This window comes from Sanguibacteroides sp. AM78-02pH3A (genome assembly GCF_027666085.1).
In the GTDB taxonomy this organism is placed as follows: Bacteria; Bacteroidota; Bacteroidia; order Bacteroidales; family Marinifilaceae; genus Gabonibacter; species Gabonibacter massiliensis.
The window spans coordinates 347,808-365,968 of the sequence record NZ_JAQEHX010000001.1 but is presented as its reverse complement, the minus strand read 5'-3'; the positions used below and the strand labels follow the sequence as shown (position 1 = coordinate 365,968).

At 43.0% G+C, this 18,161-nt stretch carries 20 protein-coding genes; 12 read left to right on the top strand and 8 right to left on the bottom strand.

Features of this window, described 5'->3' with window-relative positions; translation table 11 throughout:
- Window positions 1–7 precede the first annotated feature (7 nt).
- The 3 genes from PGR74_RS01595 to PGR74_RS01585 are packed head-to-tail and all read right to left on the bottom strand — an operon-like array spanning window position 8 to window position 1,799.
- Window positions 8–1,057 carry a winged helix DNA-binding domain-containing protein gene (locus PGR74_RS01595; protein ID WP_041503765.1) on the bottom strand — a complete coding sequence of 350 codons (1,050 nt, stop codon included), beginning with the start codon at window positions 1,055–1,057 and terminating at the stop codon, window positions 8–10.
- The gene (locus tag PGR74_RS01590) at window positions 1,057–1,473 is read right to left on the bottom strand and encodes a PaaI family thioesterase (protein ID WP_041503766.1); all 417 of its coding nucleotides are present in this window, start codon (window positions 1,471–1,473) and stop codon (window positions 1,057–1,059) included. The genes PGR74_RS01595 and PGR74_RS01590 overlap by 1 nt, the downstream gene beginning before the upstream one ends.
- 14 nt (window positions 1,474–1,487) lie before the next feature.
- Window positions 1,488–1,799: a DUF4491 family protein gene (locus PGR74_RS01585; RefSeq protein WP_041503767.1), complete on the bottom strand. Its 312-nt coding sequence runs from the start codon at window positions 1,797–1,799 to the stop codon at window positions 1,488–1,490.
- Window positions 1,800–2,060: 261 nt separating this feature from the next.
- Here PGR74_RS01585 and bcp point away from each other — a divergent pair, with 261 nt between their 5' ends.
- The 4 genes from bcp (at window position 2,061) to PGR74_RS01565 (ending at window position 6,393) form a co-directional block, all read left to right on the top strand.
- Window positions 2,061–2,531 carry a thioredoxin-dependent thiol peroxidase gene (gene bcp / locus PGR74_RS01580; protein WP_041503768.1) on the top strand — a complete coding sequence of 157 codons (471 nt, stop codon included), beginning with the start codon at window positions 2,061–2,063 and terminating at the stop codon, window positions 2,529–2,531.
- Between the two features lie 42 nt (window positions 2,532–2,573).
- Entirely contained in the window at window positions 2,574–3,593 is a 1,020-nt protein-coding gene (gene recA, locus PGR74_RS01575) for a recombinase RecA (RefSeq protein WP_052634685.1), read from the top strand.
- 64 nt (window positions 3,594–3,657) lie between these two features.
- Window positions 3,658–5,736 (top strand): S9 family peptidase, encoded by a 2,079-nt coding sequence (locus PGR74_RS01570; RefSeq protein WP_041503770.1) that lies wholly within the window; start codon window positions 3,658–3,660, stop codon window positions 5,734–5,736.
- Between the two features lie 108 nt (window positions 5,737–5,844).
- On the top strand, window positions 5,845–6,393 hold the full coding sequence (locus tag PGR74_RS01565; RefSeq protein ID WP_041503771.1) for an HdeD family acid-resistance protein: 549 nt from the start codon (window positions 5,845–5,847) through the stop codon (window positions 6,391–6,393).
- A gap of 82 nt (window positions 6,394–6,475) precedes the next feature.
- On the opposite strand, the gene ispE is transcribed toward PGR74_RS01565, so the two are convergent.
- Window positions 6,476–7,291 (bottom strand): 4-(cytidine 5'-diphospho)-2-C-methyl-D-erythritol kinase, encoded by an 816-nt coding sequence (gene ispE, locus PGR74_RS01560; RefSeq protein WP_110688383.1) that lies wholly within the window; start codon window positions 7,289–7,291, stop codon window positions 6,476–6,478.
- Window positions 7,292–7,440: 149 nt separating this feature from the next.
- On the opposite strand from ispE, the gene PGR74_RS01555 reads away from it, so the two are divergent.
- The gene (locus tag PGR74_RS01555) at window positions 7,441–7,887 is read left to right on the top strand and encodes a thioredoxin family protein (RefSeq protein ID WP_052634687.1); all 447 of its coding nucleotides are present in this window, start codon (window positions 7,441–7,443) and stop codon (window positions 7,885–7,887) included.
- 62 nt (window positions 7,888–7,949) lie between these two features.
- Window positions 7,950–8,645, top strand: a complete 696-nt coding sequence (locus tag PGR74_RS01550) for a phosphatase PAP2 family protein (protein WP_041504066.1) — start codon at window positions 7,950–7,952, stop codon at window positions 8,643–8,645.
- Here PGR74_RS01550 and cas6 read toward each other — a convergent pair whose 3' ends face one another.
- A complete protein-coding gene (gene cas6, locus PGR74_RS01545; protein ID WP_041503773.1) occupies window positions 8,646–9,425 on the bottom strand; it encodes a CRISPR-associated endoribonuclease Cas6 in 780 nt (259 codons plus the stop codon).
- Window positions 9,426–9,575: 150 nt separating this feature from the next.
- Here cas6 and PGR74_RS01540 point away from each other — a divergent pair, with 150 nt between their 5' ends.
- Window positions 9,576–10,844 (top strand): uracil-xanthine permease family protein, encoded by a 1,269-nt coding sequence (locus PGR74_RS01540; RefSeq protein ID WP_041503774.1) that lies wholly within the window; start codon window positions 9,576–9,578, stop codon window positions 10,842–10,844.
- Window position 10,845: 1 nt separating this feature from the next.
- On the opposite strand, the gene PGR74_RS01535 is transcribed toward PGR74_RS01540, so the two are convergent.
- Both PGR74_RS01535 and PGR74_RS01530 read right to left on the bottom strand, forming a co-directional pair.
- Complete coding sequence (locus tag PGR74_RS01535) at window positions 10,846–11,418, bottom strand: flavin reductase family protein (RefSeq protein ID WP_041503775.1); 573 nt, start codon at window positions 11,416–11,418, stop codon at window positions 10,846–10,848.
- Window positions 11,419–11,589: 171 nt separating this feature from the next.
- Window positions 11,590–12,657 (bottom strand): NAD(P)H-dependent flavin oxidoreductase, encoded by a 1,068-nt coding sequence (locus PGR74_RS01530; protein WP_041503776.1) that lies wholly within the window; start codon window positions 12,655–12,657, stop codon window positions 11,590–11,592.
- A gap of 364 nt (window positions 12,658–13,021) precedes the next feature.
- Here PGR74_RS01530 and PGR74_RS01525 point away from each other — a divergent pair, with 364 nt between their 5' ends.
- Window positions 13,022–14,020, top strand: a complete 999-nt coding sequence (locus tag PGR74_RS01525; RefSeq protein ID WP_041503777.1) for a PCMD domain-containing protein — start codon at window positions 13,022–13,024, stop codon at window positions 14,018–14,020.
- Here PGR74_RS01525 and lgt read toward each other — a convergent pair.
- Window positions 14,017–14,850 carry a prolipoprotein diacylglyceryl transferase gene (lgt, locus tag PGR74_RS01520; RefSeq protein ID WP_041503778.1) on the bottom strand — a complete coding sequence of 278 codons (834 nt, stop codon included), beginning with the start codon at window positions 14,848–14,850 and terminating at the stop codon, window positions 14,017–14,019. The two genes, PGR74_RS01525 and lgt, sit on opposite strands and share 4 nt — an antisense overlap.
- Window positions 14,851–15,018: 168 nt before the next feature.
- Here lgt and PGR74_RS01515 point away from each other — a divergent pair, with 168 nt between their 5' ends.
- From PGR74_RS01515 to PGR74_RS01500, 4 genes are all read left to right on the top strand, one after another.
- Entirely contained in the window at window positions 15,019–16,515 is a 1,497-nt protein-coding gene (locus PGR74_RS01515) for an IMP dehydrogenase (protein WP_041503779.1), read from the top strand.
- A gap of 148 nt (window positions 16,516–16,663) precedes the next feature.
- Complete coding sequence (locus tag PGR74_RS01510; protein WP_041503780.1) at window positions 16,664–17,152, top strand: YbhB/YbcL family Raf kinase inhibitor-like protein; 489 nt, start codon at window positions 16,664–16,666, stop codon at window positions 17,150–17,152.
- A 77-nt stretch (window positions 17,153–17,229) separates the two neighbouring features.
- Window positions 17,230–17,601: a hypothetical protein gene (locus PGR74_RS01505; protein WP_110688382.1), complete on the top strand. Its 372-nt coding sequence runs from the start codon at window positions 17,230–17,232 to the stop codon at window positions 17,599–17,601.
- An 85-nt stretch (window positions 17,602–17,686) separates the two neighbouring features.
- Window positions 17,687–18,001 carry a hypothetical protein gene (locus PGR74_RS01500; RefSeq protein WP_052634689.1) on the top strand — a complete coding sequence of 105 codons (315 nt, stop codon included), beginning with the start codon at window positions 17,687–17,689 and terminating at the stop codon, window positions 17,999–18,001.
- Window positions 18,002–18,161: the final 160 nt, after the last annotated feature.

Sequence of the window (18,161 nt, the reverse complement as noted above, 5' to 3'; positions counted from 1 at the left end):
CTTTCGTTTATGTCATAATAAACTCCTTATACCTCTTCTCCGCCGCTTTTAACAGGCCACGATCCAACTCCATCCGTTCAAAAAAAGAGGTTTCAACGGAAACCTGTCCCCTTGAGGCCACCTTGTTCCAATTCCCGACAATTTTTCCATTATAGAGAATAACCGGATAAAAGGTTCCCCAACGATTAAAAGCCTTGAAATAATATTCCCGGTTCAAGATCGTCTCTCTCTCCTTGTAACTGATCAGGTATTCGTCGAAAGCAGGTAGAAAATGCAATATCCTATCGATATTCATGTTTTTATCACATGAACTGTGCACGAATAATCGGGACGAGGAAAAACGATCCGAAGTCAGTTCCGAGCGGATCAAATCCATGGCATGCCGGGCATCGCCGATCGATAACCCAGACCACCATACAAAATCCTGTAAACTGGCTGGCGAATGGCTTCTGAAATAGCTGACCGCCAACTTTGCCAAGGCCTCTTCCCTATGCAACTCTTTCACAGGCGGCACCCGTTCTTCCAACAAAGCATAAGTCGACTTTTTATCCTTATCGACACCACTGCATACGATTCCTTCCGCCTCCGCACGCGTCAGGTAATGGGTCAACCGAGCAAAATCGACTACCAATCCCGCCTTCATCAGTTCCGTCGCGATCTCCTCCTTAGTCAAACTTCTATTCCCTTCCAATATCCTTTCAAACAATCGGTTACAGCGAAAATACGACTTTTCCGTTATACCTAAATTTTTACTCTTCGCAAACGATTCATTGGCGGACTTTATCCGCGAAAAAGATAACTTCAACATCCAACGAATATCTTCGGCAGCCACGAAATGCCAGGTAGGACGCATCACATGGGTACGCAATATCTCACCTCTTCTCAATGCCTCTTCCACCGTTTGCAAAGTGGCGGACTTTAGGCGGAGACCAACAGCCCATTTGGCCATCTGATAATGTTGGGCTTGTACGGCCCCCATCCAATGAACAAGCTCCCCGGGCTTATCAAATACGGCTTCTGACAATTGTTGGCTATATACGCGAACCTCTTCTATCATCATGATTTGGGAAGAATGACATTTGTAATCCGACATACGGAAGCCAAGTTCCCAAATTCATCCGTCACGTTGATACTCACTACATGAGTACGTTTTCCTTTATGAATAAATTCGGCACGCCCCGTAACATAACTCCCTTGAGCCTTCCGGATATGGTTTCCGTTTATCTCGATACCGAACACGTGAAATCCCTCCCGAGGAACCGAAACGTACGTAATACCACTACCTACTGTCTCCGCCAAAGCCATAATGGCTCCACCATGCAGCAAATTTCCCGGACGCATCGTACGTTCATCTATCGGCATCCGGGCTTCCAGCCAATCTTCCCCGATTCCGGTAAACTCTATTCCCAAGTGTTCCACCAAGGTTCCCCGGCATTCCCGGTTCATTTGTATCAATACCTCTTCAATTTTCATCTCTGTTGTTTAATCTAAAAATTATATTTCCGCTTCGGATTCTTAGGAAACCATCCCTTTCTTACCCGCTCTTCCTGTTCAAAAACCTCTTTGATCGTCCAAAAAGAAGAGAATGCAAAGACTCCTAACAGGGAAGACCACATGACTTCCCTTACCAATAATGCCGCAACAACTCCCGCTATCCCCAAGAGCAAAAATATCCACCAACATCTCGTTCCCCAATAGTACTCCGCTTTTACGACAACCGGATGAAACAGGCCGATGATCAAAAACGTACATATCCCGATAATCAAACCCGTCAAATTATAGGTCTCTATAAATTCCATAGTAATTCATTTTTATTGACCGCAAAACTACGGATAAAAAGCGTTTTATCAAAGAATAAAAAAACGTCCGAGAATTCGGTCGGCTCCTTCTATCCGCCCCGACTTTTGTCATATCATCGTGCCGGATCAAAAAGAAATCTTTTCCGCCGTAACAACTCTGTTTCCGGAATCTTTAATTTCCTCAAACTTTCTCTTTCGACTTCCTCTGAAATCTCCAAAATATTCCTACTTTTGTAGAAATATCATAGTACTCGAAAAACGATGACACAGTTAAATGAAGGAGAAAAAGCCCCCTATTTCAAAGGGCAGAATCAGGACGGCAAGGAGATAACCCTTGATGATTTTAAAGGTAAAAGACTCATACTTTATTTTTACCCGAAAGATAACACGTCCGGTTGTACGGCGGAAGCATGCAGTTTAAACGAAGGATACGCATCACTTACTTCTCAAGGTTTTGAAGTGATCGGAGTAAGTCCGGACCCGGCATCCTCCCACCAGAAATTTATCGCAAAATACAATTTATCGTTCAACCTGATTGCCGATACGGACAAAACAATCATGGAAACATACGGCGTATGGGGCGAGAAAAAAATGTATGGGAGAAGTTATATGGGGGTTGTCCGTACCACCTTCGTTATCGGACAGAACGGCAGTATCGAGAAGATAATCACCAAGGTTAACACGAAGGACCATGCTAACCAGATATTGAAAGAGTTGGATATAAAAGGTTAACCAGAAATATTGTATTGAAAATTCAAATTTTAAATCAATCATATGGCAACAAATGAAACCAATCAAGACAAGTTAAAAGCACTACAACTTACCCTCGATAAGATCGAGAAGAATTTCGGCAAGGGAAGTGTCATGAAACTTGGCGAAAATGTCGTGGAAAATATCCCGGCAATTCCGACCGGCTCCATTGCCTTAGACAAGGCTTTAGGCGTCGGAGGATACCCCAGAGGAAGGGTTATTGAAATCTTCGGACCGGAATCCTCCGGTAAGACGACTTTAGCCATCCACGCTATTGCTGAAGCACAAAAATTAGGAGGTATTGCAGCTATCATCGATGCAGAACATGCCTTTGATCGCACCTATGCCGAAAAACTGGGTGTAGATGTAAATAATCTATTTATATCTCAACCGGATAACGGAGAACAGGCCCTGGAGATCGCCGAGCAATTGATCCGATCTGCAGCTATCGATATCATTGTTATCGACTCCGTCGCCGCCCTTACTCCCAAAGCCGAAATCGAGGGAGAGATGGGTGATAGCGTGATGGGATTGCAAGCCCGCCTCATGTCGCAAGCTTTACGGAAATTAACCGGAACAATAAGCAAGACAAACACTTGCTGTATTTTTATCAATCAGTTAAGGGACAAAATAGGTATCATGTTCGGTAACCCCGAAACGACAACCGGTGGTAACGCCTTAAAATTCTATGCCTCCGTACGTCTGGATATCCGTCGCATCGGGCAGATCAAAGACGGAGAAGAGGTGTTCGGAAATCATACCCGCGTGAAGGTAGTGAAGAACAAAGTCGCTCCTCCATTTAAAAAGGCTGAATTCGATATCATGTACGGCGAGGGAATTTCTCAATCGGGCGAAATCGTAGACTTGGGCGTGGAATACAACGTCATCAAGAAAAGCGGTAGCTGGTTCTCCTACGGAGAAAGCAAATTAGGCCAGGGACGCGAAACCGTGAAACAATTGGTGATGGACAATCCCGAGTTAGCCGAAGAGTTAAAGCAAAAGATCGTCGTAGCCATGGATGAAGTTCAAAACAAACAGGCATAAGAGCGAATGAAAGGGATGGTGTGCGTATCCCTTTCTTTTATTTAATAACATAACAGCTAAAAGAATGAAAAGATATTTTTATTCTATCTTAATTTTGTTGTCCGTTACCGCATGCGACAGCAAGAAAGAAATCGTAAAACCCAGTTATAAAACTCCGGATATGAAACTTACTTCCGATGTTATGACCCCGGAAATATTATGGTCCTTCGGAAGACTCGGAAGTTTCCAGGTCTCTCCGGATCAAAAATCCGTCGTGTACGACGTAACTTATTTCAATAAGGAAGAAGATCGTTCTTATTCCGATTTGTATCTACTGAATCTGGCGGATGGAAAAAGTAGGCAATTAACCGATACCGATTACAAAGAGTTCGGAGAAACATGGACCCCGGACGGAAAGATTGCTTTCATGTCGAGCAGATCGGGTTCCGTCCAATTATGGGAAATGGAAGCGGACGGTAGCAATCTAAAGCAGATTACCGACGTGGAAGGCGGTATAGGAGGTTATATCTATTCTCCGGATAAATCGAAATTACTCTTTTTAAAAGAGGTGAAATTAGAGCAAGACGTACACGACCTGCATCCGGATCTTCCCAAAGCCAATGCCCGGTTGATCAACGACCAGATGTATCGTCACTGGAACCAATGGGTGGAGACCTATACACACCCGTTCGTGACAGAGTATACCCCTGGCAAACCGATCACGACCGGAAAAGACATCATGGAAGGCGAAAAATGGGAGTCTCCCGTACGTCCTTGGGGCGGTACGGAACAAATCGCATGGACCAAAGACAACAAAGGCATCATCTACACGGCTCGTAAAAAAGAGGGAGTAGCTTACGCCTCGTCCACGAATACGGATCTATACCTTTATGATTTAAGCAGCGGTAAAACACGCAACTTAACCGAAGGCATGATGGGATATGACAATAACCCGGTACTCTCCCCCGACGGTAAGCTAATGGCTTGGGAAAGTATGGAGCGCGACGGCTATGAAGCCGACAAGATCCGGCTTTTCGTCATGAACCTGCAAACGGGAGAGAAAAAAGAGTATACGCGAAACTTCGACCAGAACGTGGGAGGATTGAATTGGGCCGACAACAATACCATCTATTTTATCTCCGATTATCATGCTACCGACGAAATCTACAAATTGACTCTCGACGACGGAGTCATCAAGAAATTGACGGAAGGAGTCCATAACTATACTTCCGTGACCCCGGTAGGCGACTTCTTGTTGGCCGGTAAGGTTTCCATGAGTAAGCCGGCAGAACTATACAAAGTAGATCCGGTAAGCGGCAAAGACCAAGAACTCACCTTTATCAATAAAAAAATATTGGATCAACTGACGATGGGTAAGGTAGAGGCGCGTTGGATCAAAACGACGGACAACAAGCAGATGCTAACCTGGATCATCTATCCGCCCCATTTCGATCCGAATAAAAAATACCCCGCTATCCTTTATTGCGAAGGAGGACCGCAAAGTACGGTCAGCCAATTTTGGAGCTACCGCTGGAATTTCCAGATGATGGCAGCCAACGATTACATCATCGTGGCACCGAACCGCCGGGGATTGCCCGGTTTCGGACAGGAGTGGCTGGAACAAATCAGCGGCGACTACACGGGACAAAACATGAAAGACTACCTGTCCGCCATCGACGAAATGAAGAAAGAGCCCTACATCGATGAAAACCGTCTGGGTTGTGTCGGAGCTTCCTACGGCGGTTTCTCGGTATATTACCTGGCGGGACACCACGACAAACGTTTTAAGGCATTTATTGCCCATTGCGGTATTTTCAATATGGAGATGCAGTACTACAACACCGAAGAGATGTGGTTTGCCAATTGGGATATGGGAGGAGCACCTTGGGAAAAAAACAACAAGATAGCTCAGCGTACATTCGACAACTCTCCGCATAAATTCGTCGGAGAGTGGGATACTCCCATTTTAGTCATCCACGGACAACAGGATTTCCGTATAGATGCCTCTCAAGGCATGGGAGCCTTCAATGCCGCCCGCATGCGGGGTATTCCGGCTCAATACCTCTATTTCCCGGAAGAGTGCCATTGGGTTTTAGGCTGCCAGAACGGCATCCTATGGCAACGCACGTTTGCCGCTTGGTTAGACCGATGGTTAAAACAATAAATAAAAAAGTCGTCCTACCGGACGACTTTTTTATTACATTTTTACTTAAAAGCCATAACTTTTTCGTTCCGTATCGTATATAAACAAAATATTAATACGAAAACAGTTATGACAACATCTACAATTTCAACTTCAACACGTTCCAAAGGATTCCGGTGGCTATACATTATTTTAGGAATCGTACTCTTTGTCTTTGGGATCGGTATTTTACGCCATCCGGTAATTTCCTATTTAGGACTTGCCCTTTATTTCAGTATCATTATCATGATTATCGGTATCGGAGAGATTCTGAACGCTTTTTCCGGCAAACATGCCAGACATTGGGGATGGGGTTTTACGCTCGGTATCATCGATTTAATCATCGGTTTCGTATTACTTACCAATCCCGGCATAACGGAAGATATCCTGCCATACATCGTGGGCTTCATCCTACTGTTTAAAAGCATTGATTTTATCAGTGATTCGCTACAAATGTCTTCGCTGAAAATCGGAGGATGGGGTTGGATACTGACCGGGGGAATACTCACGTTGATTTTCTCCTTTATGATTATTTTCTATCCGGTTTGGGGAGCATTGAATATCATTATCTGGACGGGACTTTGTTTTATTTTCGCGGGTATCTCGTCATTCATTTATGCTTTTATAGACAAACGGTAAGATTCATCTTCTATCGTATTTTAGTCATCAAAGATCGAACAGGCTGTCATGCCTCTTCGATCTTTTTGTCACTTATCCACGACTATTCGCTTTGCCAAGTAAAATAATCCGGAAAATACTCCTTTACCTCAACTTTACGGTCAAACAAGGCATATACGGCAGAACCGCTTCCCGTCATCGAAACGTACAAAGCCCCAGCCTCGTCCAGCCGTTCTTTGATCCTGTTTATCTCGGGCAGTTTCTTATTTACCGTGTTCTCAAAATCATTACGTACCCGTTCTTTCCAATCCGCTATCGGACAACAAGGTACTTCCCGCAAATCGAATGTCGCAGCACACGGGGTAATTCCGGCATACGCTTCCGGAGTCGCCACTCCGCCATCCGGCTTTACCAATACAAGGTAATAATCATTCAAATCCAGATCTATTGAGCTCATCATCTCTCCCTTTCCCCGGGCATAAACGGGTCTATTTCGAATAAAAAACGCACAATCGCTTCCTAAACGAACGGCGTAATCTTCCAAACGGGAGTCGGACAATCCCAAAACAAAAAGTTCGTTTAATCCTTTCAGCATATAAGCGGCATCGGCAGATCCCCCGCCCAAACCGGCACCGAAAGGAATAATTTTATGCAGATGTACTCGTACCGAAGGCAAATCGAACTCTTTAGCCAATAACCGGTAAGCCTTTATAACTAAATTTTTTTCCGGCTCGCAATCAATCGGTATCCCCGAGGTATGAAAAATACACTCCCCCGCCCCGCTCTCTTCTTTATGTAATTCCAATATATCGCATAAACCTATCGGATAAAAAATCGTCTCTATATTATGAAAACCATCCGGCCGCTTTTCCGTGATAAAAAGCCCTATATTTATTTTTGCATTTGGAAACAGTACCATAAATTACCTATTTAATGGCTCAAAATTAATTAATTTACGGGGAATCTCTTTATGTTTTCCAAACATCCATAAAATAAATTATTTTCATCCATAAGGTAATCAATCCCGTACAAAACACGTACATTTGCAATTACCTAACGACTAAAAACATGAGAGTACTATTTTTCTTCTCGATCATCCTGCTTTCAACAACAAGTTCAACGCCCAAAGAACCGAGGGTAAAATCCATTACCACGAAAGAGTTCAAGGAGTTGATATGGAACTACACGAAGGATAAAGAATGGCGTTACAAAGGAGATAAACCGGTCATCGTGGATTTTTATGCCGATTGGTGTCCCCCCTGTCACCGATTGTCACCGATCCTGACAAAGATTCAAAAAGAGTACGGCGATTCGCTACAAATTTATAAAGTGAACATCGAAAAAGAGAAAGACCTGGCAAAGTTACTGGAGATTAAAAATATTCCATTGATGCTTTTTATCCCTAAAAACGAAAACCCGGTAAAAGTATTAGGTGTGCATTCCAAAAATGACTTGGAAAAAATGATTTTGAAGGTTCTCAAAGTAAATAAAGTAAGCTTACATCGTAAAAAATGATTTGTAAATTATAAATTTGCTTGATTTATTACTTTAAAGTTTACGGAATTAAATTTGAAAACATGCTGGAAACGCTTCAAGAACTGGACAAAGAACTATTTTTAAACCTCAACTCCATACATTCTCCTTATTGGGACACTTTCATGTCTATATATACGGGGAAATTAATATGGATTCCCATGTATGCTTCCATTCTTTACGTTTTATGGAGGAATTTCAACTGGCGCACGGTCATTTTGACGACAATAGCCTTTGCTTTGGTCATTACCTTGGCGGATCAAACCTGTAGTTCCATCCTCCGTCCCCTATTCGAACGTCCCCGTCCCTCACATAATCAAGAGATAGCAGACATCGTACACCTGATAAACGGAAGAAGAGGAGGAATGTACGGATTTCCCTCCTGTCACGCTTCCAATACCTTTGCCTTGACTTTTTTTATCCTATGGTTTTTCAGGAATAAAGCCCTCTCCGTCTTTTTCATTTTATGGGCCGTTATTACCTGTTACTCGAGAATTTACGTGGGAGTACATTATCCCGGAGACCTTCTTTTCGGTACGGTTGTCGGTATAACGGCGGGTAGTATCGTTTACCTACTCTACCGATTCGCCTTGCATTGTACGCGTGTAAGAGAATTTGTCCGCAACGAACGCGATTGCTACCTAATAGAACATCCGGGCGGTATAAAATACACGCTTACCATCATTTACACGGGCCTTATTACGATTTTCGCTTTCGGAATATACGCTCTTTTCGTCTGATCATGTCCAGACCTCGATACACCCGAACCCCTGACTGCCCAACCTACCGGCTCCGCTGTCATACATCAATTTCAACAATTCCGGATTTCCCGTGATCTCGAACCCGAACAGGTAACTTTTTAATTGGGTTCTCTGAGAAGTCCCCTCCTTTATAGTAATCGTCTTTGCCTTAGGGGGCGACAATACCTGCAAACGATCCAAATGCCATTCTGGCAATGGTTCCTGACGATAGAACGCACGATACTTCTCGAGTAGGTTATACTCCAGCAACCTCAAAAAAACAGGTTCATCGGGAGATACATGACGGGTAGTACCTCCTCCTTCCCGCTTCTCATCTATAAAAACCGGCGAAATCGTCCGAAACCTCATCGTTTCGCTAAAAGAAGGCTCCGGCAGACGTTCGACAGAAACCACATCGAAAGAAACCCGGGTTCGCTTATCCCCGATAACGATATGACGATTATTAAACAACCCGACAACAAAAGCTTCGATGGCATCGATCGGATAAAAAGAGACAATCAGGCATACCTCTTCCGACAAGATATTCATTCGGTCTCCAAAAATCTGAAAACGGGGTATATATAAATTCGAAAAGGTAAAAAGCTTAAACTGTTTACGCTCCCCCGTTATATACCCGTGATCATGCAACCAAGCGGCAAATTCGGAATTACCTTCGTTCAATATTTTATAAATGGTGGAGCTCAGGGGATATAAATAATTGCAAGGCAATATCGTACCCCACACATTTTTATCGACTCTCAAAATCAACCTAAACCTCATATTTCTTATTTTAATCCGTTTTAAAGATAAAAATAATTTTACATATTACCAGTCATGCCCCTTTTTTACCAACATTTTAATAAACTTTCCGTACCATTTGTTTGACCCGCATTTATATCGTAAGTTTGTTTGTTCTTAAAACAAAAAGCCATGAAATACGCGTTGAATGACAAACCCTCTCTGCTACCTTTGCTTATGTATGGACTCCAATGGTTTGTCGTATCCATTCCTTCCATCGTCATTCTGGGAGTTATCGTATCGCAAATTCATTATAGCGATGCGATCGCCCAAACTCTTTATATGCAAAAAATTTTCGGAATAATGGGCATTGCCTTAATTATACAGGTATTATGGGGACACCGTTTACCTCTTATCATAGGACCTGCTTCCGTTCTGCTCATCGGTGTCCTGGCATCCGCATCGGCCTCCGTTTCCGCCGTGTACACGGCTATTCTGATCGGAGGAATCTTTCTATCCCTACTCGCTTATAGCGGATTACTCTCTAAGTTACAATTTATATTCACTCCCAGAATTATCACGGTTATTCTCATCCTGATAGCCATTACGCTCTCCCCAGTTATTCTGAAACTTCTGTTCGGCGAAGCGGAACATACCTTGTTTCATCTCTCGTTCGCCATCTTGCTTACCCTTGCCATGATCATTGGAAATCAAGTATTTCGAGGCATATGGAAATCCACCGTTGTCCTCTGGGCTCTTCTTATAGGCAGTTTACTGTATTACGGAGTACAAGGATTCCCGAAATCCTCATTTCCCTCCTCTGCCTTTTCAAAAGCAGGACTCTCTTTTTTCAATTTTCCTTTGGAATTCGATGCAGGTGTCATTCTCTCCTTTATTTTTTGTTTCATTGCACTTATCGTAAACGAATTAGGTTCTATTCAGGCCGTGGGGAAACTCATAGGTGCAAACAAAATGGAAAAACGAACGACCCAAGGAGTCGGCGTTGTAGGAATCACCAACATACTTTCCGGCTTGGTCGGTATTGTAGGCCCTATCGATTACTCCATGAGTCCGGGTATCATCTCTGCCACCGGATGTGCTTCCCGTTATACCCTGATCCCGGCAGGCATAGGCCTTGTAATAAGTGCTTTTTTCCCCGAATTGATAATCGTAATGGGACATATTCCCCATGTCGTAATGGGAGCGGTTCTACTCTACCTGATGGCAGCACAACTTTCTGCCGGTTTGCAAATGACGGTCCATGAAACCGCCGTGAAAAACTTTAATAACGGTATCGTAATCGGCTTTCCGCTCATGGTAGCATTGCTGCTCTCTTTTGCCCCGGATAGCGCACTAAACTCCATTCCTCCCCTTATCCGACCCATCATCGGTAACGGGTTTGTCATGGGGGGCATTTCGGTCTTAATATTGGAACACCTTATTTTCAGAAAAGAAAAATAGGTTATTTCTTCTTTTTTTTCCGAACCGACCAACCGAAATGACCGATCTTCTCACCGATACCAAAATACTCCCCGTGTACATAAACCAACGGGTTGGAATCTGACAATTCGAACTTACCGGTCTCTTTATCCAGGTAATTATCGTCGGCCAACACGTTCACCACCTCTGCTATAAACATATCATGGGATCCTAAAGGAATAATTTCTTTCACCCGGCATTCGATACAAACGGGAGACTCTTCCACCGTGGGAGCCTGAACGATTGTAGCCTGTCCGGGTGTCAACTTCATCTCTTCAAACTTATTATAGTCTTTGCCCGAACGTACCCCGCACCAATCGGTCGCGTAAGCCATATTCGCCGTAGTCAAATTAATGACAAACTCCCGGTTTTTCTTCAAAATCGGGTACGAATGGCGTTCCGGACGCACGGAAATATAACACATGGGCGGATTCGTACAAAGAGTTCCTGTCCAAGCAACCGTAAAAATGTTGTACTCTTCCGGCGCATTTCCGCAACTCACTAATACGGCCGGCAACGGGTATATCATCGTCCCCGGTTTCCAATTATGTTTCATATTTACAGACTTTACTATTTTCCGGCAAAGATAGAGAAAGTTTACATAGCATAAAACAGACATTATTACCGGCATTAAGACAAGAAAAACGTATCTTTCATATTAAAATTTTCCCCGAAAAAAAAGACAGGTATATGACATATACCTATCTCCCTTCTATTTCTCAAGCAGTTACTTAGTCTTATTAAACTCCTCTATCAAAGCTTTAAAAGTCTCTTTTACCGAAGTAATGCAAGTCGCCCGAAAAGCATTGGCTCCCGCGAAGGCGTAACCGTTATCCATATTTCCACGAAAAGCATTATACAAAGCCGAAATAATACAGTAAGGGCTCTTACTGATATCACAGGTCTTAATACACTTACACATGCAAGTTTTAGGTTGTTTTTGTCCCTCTTTCACCTTTTGAATAAACTTACTGAATATCGCTCTTCCCGGCATTCCTACAGGACTTTTTATAATCTGAATATCATCCTGTTTCGCATCAATATAAGTTTGTTTGAAAGCATCCGAAGCATCACACTCTTTCGTGGTCACAAAACGTGTCCCCATCTGAACCCCCGCGGCTCCCATATCCATAAAATGCCGGATATCCTCTCCGGTATATATTCCCCCGGCAACGATAACCGGAATCTCCTGATGATAACGCTTCTCTATCTCCTTTATTTCTCCGATCACTTCCGGAAGAATATGTTCCAAATCGTAATGCTCATCGTTAATCTGCTCGTCTTTGAATCCCAAATGCCCTCCCGCTTTCGGGCCTTCCACGACAAAGGCGTCCGGCAAATAATCATATAAACTTTTCCATTTTTCGGCAATTACCCGGGCTGCCCGAGCCGAAGAAACGATAGGAACCAATTTCGTGGTACTCCCCTTCGGTAAGAAACTCGGCAAATTCAAAGGCAAACCTGCCCCGGAGAAAATAATATCGGCTTTCTCGGCAACAGCCGTTTTCACCATATCCGCAAAATTAGACATGGCGACCATCACGTTTACCCCGATTACTCCTTTCGTTTTCTCCTTTGCCTTACGCAATTCTTCTTTTAATCCCAATATGCTTGCTTCAATATAATCCTTCGATAAATTCCGATACAACAACCCCAACCCGGCACTCGAAATAACCCCGACTCCTCCTTCATTTGCAACAGCAGACGCCAATCCAGAAAGCGAAATTCCAACGCCCATTCCACCTTGTATGATAGGTATTGAAATGGATAAATTTCCAATTTTTAATGTTCGCATTTTACTAAAAAATTAAATAATATTTGACGAATGTACAATAAAATCTCGCTTAATTGCATTTTCTCGCTCACTTATAACATATTATTAACTATGTTTATACTCTCTTGCATTTATTCTCCATCGAAACGTATATTCAAAGACTCTTTAATTCACCCCAAAATTATGATTCAACCTCTATAAACATTACTATTTATCCCCACGTTTCAATCGACCTGTCAGAAACAGATACGATAAAGGCAATCTATCCGGAAAAAATAAAATGGATATTATTGTTTACTTGTGTTAATACGGCACGAATATTGCTCAAGTAACAAGCAATTTCATTTTTTCGTAGACCAAAAGGAGACATTAATTAGGGACCATTATGAGAAGAATTAAAGGCTGTTTTACGAGCCGTGTACTAAAAGGTATTTTGTGTTTAAATTTCGTTCTTTGGGGAGTTGCCGTCGGGAAGGCCCAAGACAGTTCTCATATAAAATCAATTCCGTTCGGAGACATGGACAACTGGTTAGTAAGGGTTATCGAAGAATCATTCGTTATCGGAGGAAAAACCAAAACTCTTCACGAAATAGCCCCTGCCGATACGATCAGGGGAGCCATCGCCTACCGTCACTCTTCACAGTCACCGTGGAGGACCTCCAATGTTATGGCCCACGTGAGCGGAATCACGAAATGCAGCAATACGGTTTTTCCCGAAAAAAGAGGAGAAGGGCAATGTGCCCGATTAGAAACCCGTATGGAAAATTGCAAGGTATTCGGCATCGTGAACATTACGGTATTGGCTTCAGGAACCATATTTTTAGGAGAAATGCTGGAACCCATAAAAGATACGAAAAATCCCCAGGCTAAATTAAACATGGGTATTCCGTTCACCGAACGTCCTTTGACGATGGTATTCGATTACAAAATGAAAACCAACGGTGATCCGGACCGAATTAAAGCTCCCGGCTTCGGAAGAACGACAAAAGTTCCGGGAAAAGATTGCGCCGAAGTGTTTATTATCCTGCAAAAGCGATGGGAAGACGAAAAAGGAAACGTGCATGCCAAACGAATAGCCACGGGTGTAGAGCGTTTCTCCGAAACGACCCCGGATTGGGTTAATAATCACTCGATCAAACTGATTTACGGGGATGCTTCCAAGGATTCCGGATTCCAACCTTATATGGATCTGATTCCGGCAGACAATTACCAATACTGCCTAAACAGCAAAGGGAAATCGGTTCCCATCATAGAGGAAGGTTGGGGAGATCCCGACGACACCCCTACACACCTTATATTGAAAATCTCTTCCAGTCACGGAGAAGCCTACGTGGGATCCTTAGGAAACACGTTTTGGGTAGACAATGTCAGATTCGCTTATTAAGCGGTCCGACCGGAAAGCGGTCTTTTCTTAAAGGCATAAATTAAAAAAACGATTCCGATAAGAATAAAAGGAATACTCAGCACCTGTCCGAGATCCAAAATCATCCCCTCTTCGAGCGGTACCTGCTTCTCTTTGACGAACTCGATACCAAAACGGGCGATAAATACTAAGGACAGCATCATACCCCAGTATAATCCGGGATATTTTCCTATGCCTGTTTTCCGGTAAAGTCCTATATTCAGAAAAAAAACAACCAAGTAAGCCAGGGCCTCATAAAGTTGGGCCGGATGACGAGGTATGGCATCCACCCGTTCGAACACAAAAGCCCCCGCCATCCCCGTCGGGATTCCGATCATTTCGGAGTTCATTAAATTCCCGATCCGGATGAAAGCCGCAGCCAAAGGCAATACGATAGCGATATGATCCAAGGTGCGAATGACCGGTTGGTGCCGACACACGGAATAAAGAATTAAGGCCACGACCAATCCCAATGCACCCCCATGACTGGCCATCCCCTGATACCCGGTAAACAGGTATCCGCCATCCGCTTTCGCCGTTATCGGCAAAAAAATCTCTAAGGGATGGGATAAAAAATAATCCGGTTCGTAAAATAAACAATGTCCCAAACGAGCCCCGACAAATAAACTTACCGTACTCCATACGACCAACAATTGTAAATTTACCCACGAAATACCGTTCTCCTGAAAAAGCTTTTTTAAAATCCACACGGACAACACCGTTCCGGCAATAAACGACAAACTATAATAATAGATAGGAATAGCCCCTATACGGATAAAAACCGGGTCTGCATCCCAATGTATATAACTCATCCCTTTTAAAATTTCATTTCAAAAATCGAATATAAGAAATTTCCAATCTATTCCCCTATATCTAAAAAAAATCCTCACCACTTAAAAACATTTCATGCAAAATGCTGAAAAATCCCTTGTATTGACTATCTTTGCACAATTTTTAATCATTTCGTAAAAGAGAATCATATGGCAATCTATTTAGACGATGTATCAAGAACTTTTGGAGAGTATTTACTTATTCCCGGTTTAACTACGAAACAGTGTATTCCCACCAATGTTTCCTTGAAGACACCTTTGGTGAAATTCAAAAAAGGCGAAAAGTCTGCGATTGAACTAAACATACCTTTTGTATCGGCCATCATGCAGGCCGTTTCCGATTCGGGATTAGCCATCGCGTTAGCCCGCCACGGGGGATTATCGTTTATTTTCGGTTCTCAGACCATAGAGTCCCAGGCGGAAATGGTTAGAAAAGTAAAAAAATTCAAAGCCGGCTTCGTTACCAGCGATTCCAACCTGACCCCGGAAAACACGTTGGCTGATGTTATTGCACTAACGAAAAAAACCGGACACACGACCATGGGTGTTACCGACGACGGTACTCCTAACGGAAAATTATTAGGATTAATTACCAGCCGGGATTATAGGGCTGAAAAAGATCCTGCCGACAGAAAAGTAAAAGAGTTCATGACTCCTTTTTCTAAATTAACCGTAGGTGAAGTCGGCATGACGCTTTCCGAAGCCAATCAAATTATCTGGGAACATAAACTGAATACCTTGCCGATTATAGATAAAGATCAGCATCTGGCCTATTTTGTTTTCCGGAAAGACTACGACAGCCATAAGGATAATCCGAACGAACTTCTAAACACCCGGGATAAAAAATTACTGGTTGGCGCCGGAATAAACACCCGAGATTACATGGACCGGGTTCCTGCCCTGATTGAAGCCGGAGTGGATGTTTTATGTATCGACTCTTCAGACGGTTTTTCCGAATGGCAGTCGGATACCATCAGATGGATCAAGGAGAAATACAACGGAGAAGTATTGGTAGGTGCCGGAAATGTAGTCGATGAAGAGGGTTTCCGTTATTTGGTAGATGCCGGAGCCGATTTCGTAAAAGTAGGTATCGGGGGAGGTTCGATCTGTATCACCCGCGAACAAAAAGGTATCGGTCGCGGACAGGCCACGGCCATTATCGACGTAGCCGCGGCACGGGACCGTTATTTCCAAGAAACCGGTATATATGTTCCCATATGCAGCGACGGGGGATTGGTACACGATTATCACATGGTACTCGCGTTGGCCATGGGAGCCGATTTCCTTATGATGGGACGCTATTTTGCCCGTTTCGACGAATCCCCCACCAAAAAGCTGAAAATCGGTAATAACTACGTAAAAGAATATTGGGGAGAAGGTTCAAACCGCGCCCACAACTGGCAACGTTACGACATGGGAGGCAGCGAATCGTTGAAATTCGAAGAGGGAGTAGACAGCTACGTTCCATATGCCGGTAAAATGAAAGACAACTTAAACGTAACATTGGGAAAAATCAAAGCCACCATGTGCAGTTGCGGGTCCGTCACTATACCGGAACTACAACGGACAGCCAAAATAACCCTGGTCTCTTCCACCAGTATCGTGGAAGGCGGAGCCCACGACGTGATCTTAAAAGAACACAATTGATAAAATCAATTATACGATAAAAACAGCTTTGGAAACAGAGCTGTTTTTTTTTATATCATTTTATAACTATCTCTCGGCTTCTTCTTACCCATACGTAACATTTTCACTCCCGATAAGTATCTATATACGGAATCATAAAAAGAATCATATGAAAAATGGAACATTTACATTAAGAAGCAATGACTTGGGAGGTATAGGCGTACTGGAACAAGCCCATCCCCGATGCGGAGGAGAAAATAAATCCCCTCAACTGTATTGGACCAATCCACCGGAAGGAGTGAAAAGTTTTGCCGTTACCATGTACGACAAAGATGCTCCCAGCGGAAGCGGATTCTGGCACTGGCTCCTGTTCGATCTTCCCCCCACGACCCGGGAATTACCGACTGATGCGGGAAACACATCCAAGCATATAGCTCCCGGCGATGCCATACAAAGCCGGAATGACGGCGGAAGTTACGGTTATAGCGGACCATGCCCTCCTCCGGGAGATAATTGGCACGCCTACGTGATTACGGTGTACGCTCTCGACATCCAGAAACTCCAATCGGATAAAGAGGCCCTTCCGGCACAGGTCGGCTTAGAACTATGGAAACATACGTTAGAAAAAGCATCTGTTATTTTTTATTACAAGATTTAATATATAATAACACAAAACCGATCTAAATCATTGGTTTTGTGTTATTTATTTTTTATATTTGGAACAAATACAAAATTATGGTCAGATTTATACTACATACGATTCTGATCCTGGTGGTTTCCCAATTAACCAACGTAGTCATGGGATTGGTGATGACTGAATCCGAGCAAGAGCATTTTCAGCAAATACTCATTCAGGCTGAGAGATACGTTCATGACCAAGAACATTATCAAAACCATTATAGCGACTGTATTCTTCCGCAACAAAACGGGATGTCTTTACGCCGTTCACAATTACCATCTCAGATTCGTATTCTTTTGGAAGGAATTCCCTTGGAATACGCATGTATAAATAATAATGATCATAATTTCTCTTACAATTACATTAAAACATCACAAGTTCGTGATTACAAACACCATTTTCACGAATTATGCAAACTACTGATTTGAAGGTTTTTATTCTGTTCGTATTACCCTTTTTCTTTTAGGAGAAAAAGATTCATTTTTATTAACAACACACACTATAAAAGCCGACATGAAAACAAATCTATTTTCAAAAAGCCGGAAAGAACAAAATTATGCCTTGTTCTTCGAACCGGACGAATTACCTCGTTTGCAATACCTTCTGGAGACCAAACAATTCATTAATCTTTCCAGACTGAGCCAATACGCGGAAGACAACACGGGAATAAAACTTGAGATTTCCCTGACGAATAGAGGGAAACGCGCTACCGTACAACTCTTCGAATACATCGTACTCTCGTATGTAGCCGTATCACCCGTCATGACTTTCCGAAACAAGGAAGCTATCGCTCTCTCCGGTGCTGTCATTCCGGAAACCGATAAATAATAAAATAGGGAAAGGTCTGAAAAATTTCACCCATAACTTTGAACAGGGCCTAAACTGGACATGCTCATGAAACGTTTTCAGACCTTTCCCGTCCATAAAACAAAATCGCTCTCCATTTCGACTAAAATCGAATATTTTTCTTTTTATTTATTCTAAATAA

Excerpts from the sequence above, each read along its gene's own strand:
- bcp (WP_041503768.1), top strand. The coding sequence starts at position 2,061 with ATGACACAGTTAAATGAAGGAGAAAAAGCCCCCTATTTCAAAGGGCAG.
- PGR74_RS01525 (WP_041503777.1), top strand. The coding sequence starts at position 13,022 with ATGAGAAGAATTAAAGGCTGTTTTACGAGCCGTGTACTAAAAGGTATT.
- PGR74_RS01570 (WP_041503770.1), top strand. The coding sequence starts at position 3,658 with ATGAAAAGATATTTTTATTCTATCTTAATTTTGTTGTCCGTTACCGCA.
- PGR74_RS01540 (WP_041503774.1), top strand. The coding sequence starts at position 9,576 with ATGAAATACGCGTTGAATGACAAACCCTCTCTGCTACCTTTGCTTATG.
- PGR74_RS01530 (WP_041503776.1), bottom strand. The coding sequence starts at position 12,657 with ATGCGAACATTAAAAATTGGAAATTTATCCATTTCAATACCTATCATA.
- recA (WP_052634685.1), top strand. The coding sequence starts at position 2,574 with ATGGCAACAAATGAAACCAATCAAGACAAGTTAAAAGCACTACAACTT.
- PGR74_RS01510 (WP_041503780.1), top strand. The coding sequence starts at position 16,664 with ATGAAAAATGGAACATTTACATTAAGAAGCAATGACTTGGGAGGTATA.
- cas6 (WP_041503773.1), bottom strand. The coding sequence starts at position 9,425 with ATGAGGTTTAGGTTGATTTTGAGAGTCGATAAAAATGTGTGGGGTACG.
- PGR74_RS01535 (WP_041503775.1), bottom strand. The coding sequence starts at position 11,418 with ATGAAACATAATTGGAAACCGGGGACGATGATATACCCGTTGCCGGCC.
- lgt (WP_041503778.1), bottom strand. The coding sequence starts at position 14,850 with ATGAGTTATATACATTGGGATGCAGACCCGGTTTTTATCCGTATAGGG.
- ispE (WP_110688383.1), bottom strand. The coding sequence starts at position 7,291 with ATGGTACTGTTTCCAAATGCAAAAATAAATATAGGGCTTTTTATCACG.
- PGR74_RS01550 (WP_041504066.1), top strand. The coding sequence starts at position 7,950 with ATGCTGGAAACGCTTCAAGAACTGGACAAAGAACTATTTTTAAACCTC.
- PGR74_RS01505 (WP_110688382.1), top strand. The coding sequence starts at position 17,230 with ATGGTCAGATTTATACTACATACGATTCTGATCCTGGTGGTTTCCCAA.
- PGR74_RS01515 (WP_041503779.1), top strand. The coding sequence starts at position 15,019 with ATGGCAATCTATTTAGACGATGTATCAAGAACTTTTGGAGAGTATTTA.
- PGR74_RS01595 (WP_041503765.1), bottom strand. The coding sequence starts at position 1,057 with ATGATAGAAGAGGTTCGCGTATATAGCCAACAATTGTCAGAAGCCGTA.
- PGR74_RS01565 (WP_041503771.1), top strand. The coding sequence starts at position 5,845 with ATGACAACATCTACAATTTCAACTTCAACACGTTCCAAAGGATTCCGG.
- PGR74_RS01585 (WP_041503767.1), bottom strand. The coding sequence starts at position 1,799 with ATGGAATTTATAGAGACCTATAATTTGACGGGTTTGATTATCGGGATA.
- PGR74_RS01555 (WP_052634687.1), top strand. The coding sequence starts at position 7,441 with ATGAGAGTACTATTTTTCTTCTCGATCATCCTGCTTTCAACAACAAGT.
- PGR74_RS01590 (WP_041503766.1), bottom strand. The coding sequence starts at position 1,473 with ATGAAAATTGAAGAGGTATTGATACAAATGAACCGGGAATGCCGGGGA.
- PGR74_RS01500 (WP_052634689.1), top strand. The coding sequence starts at position 17,687 with ATGAAAACAAATCTATTTTCAAAAAGCCGGAAAGAACAAAATTATGCC.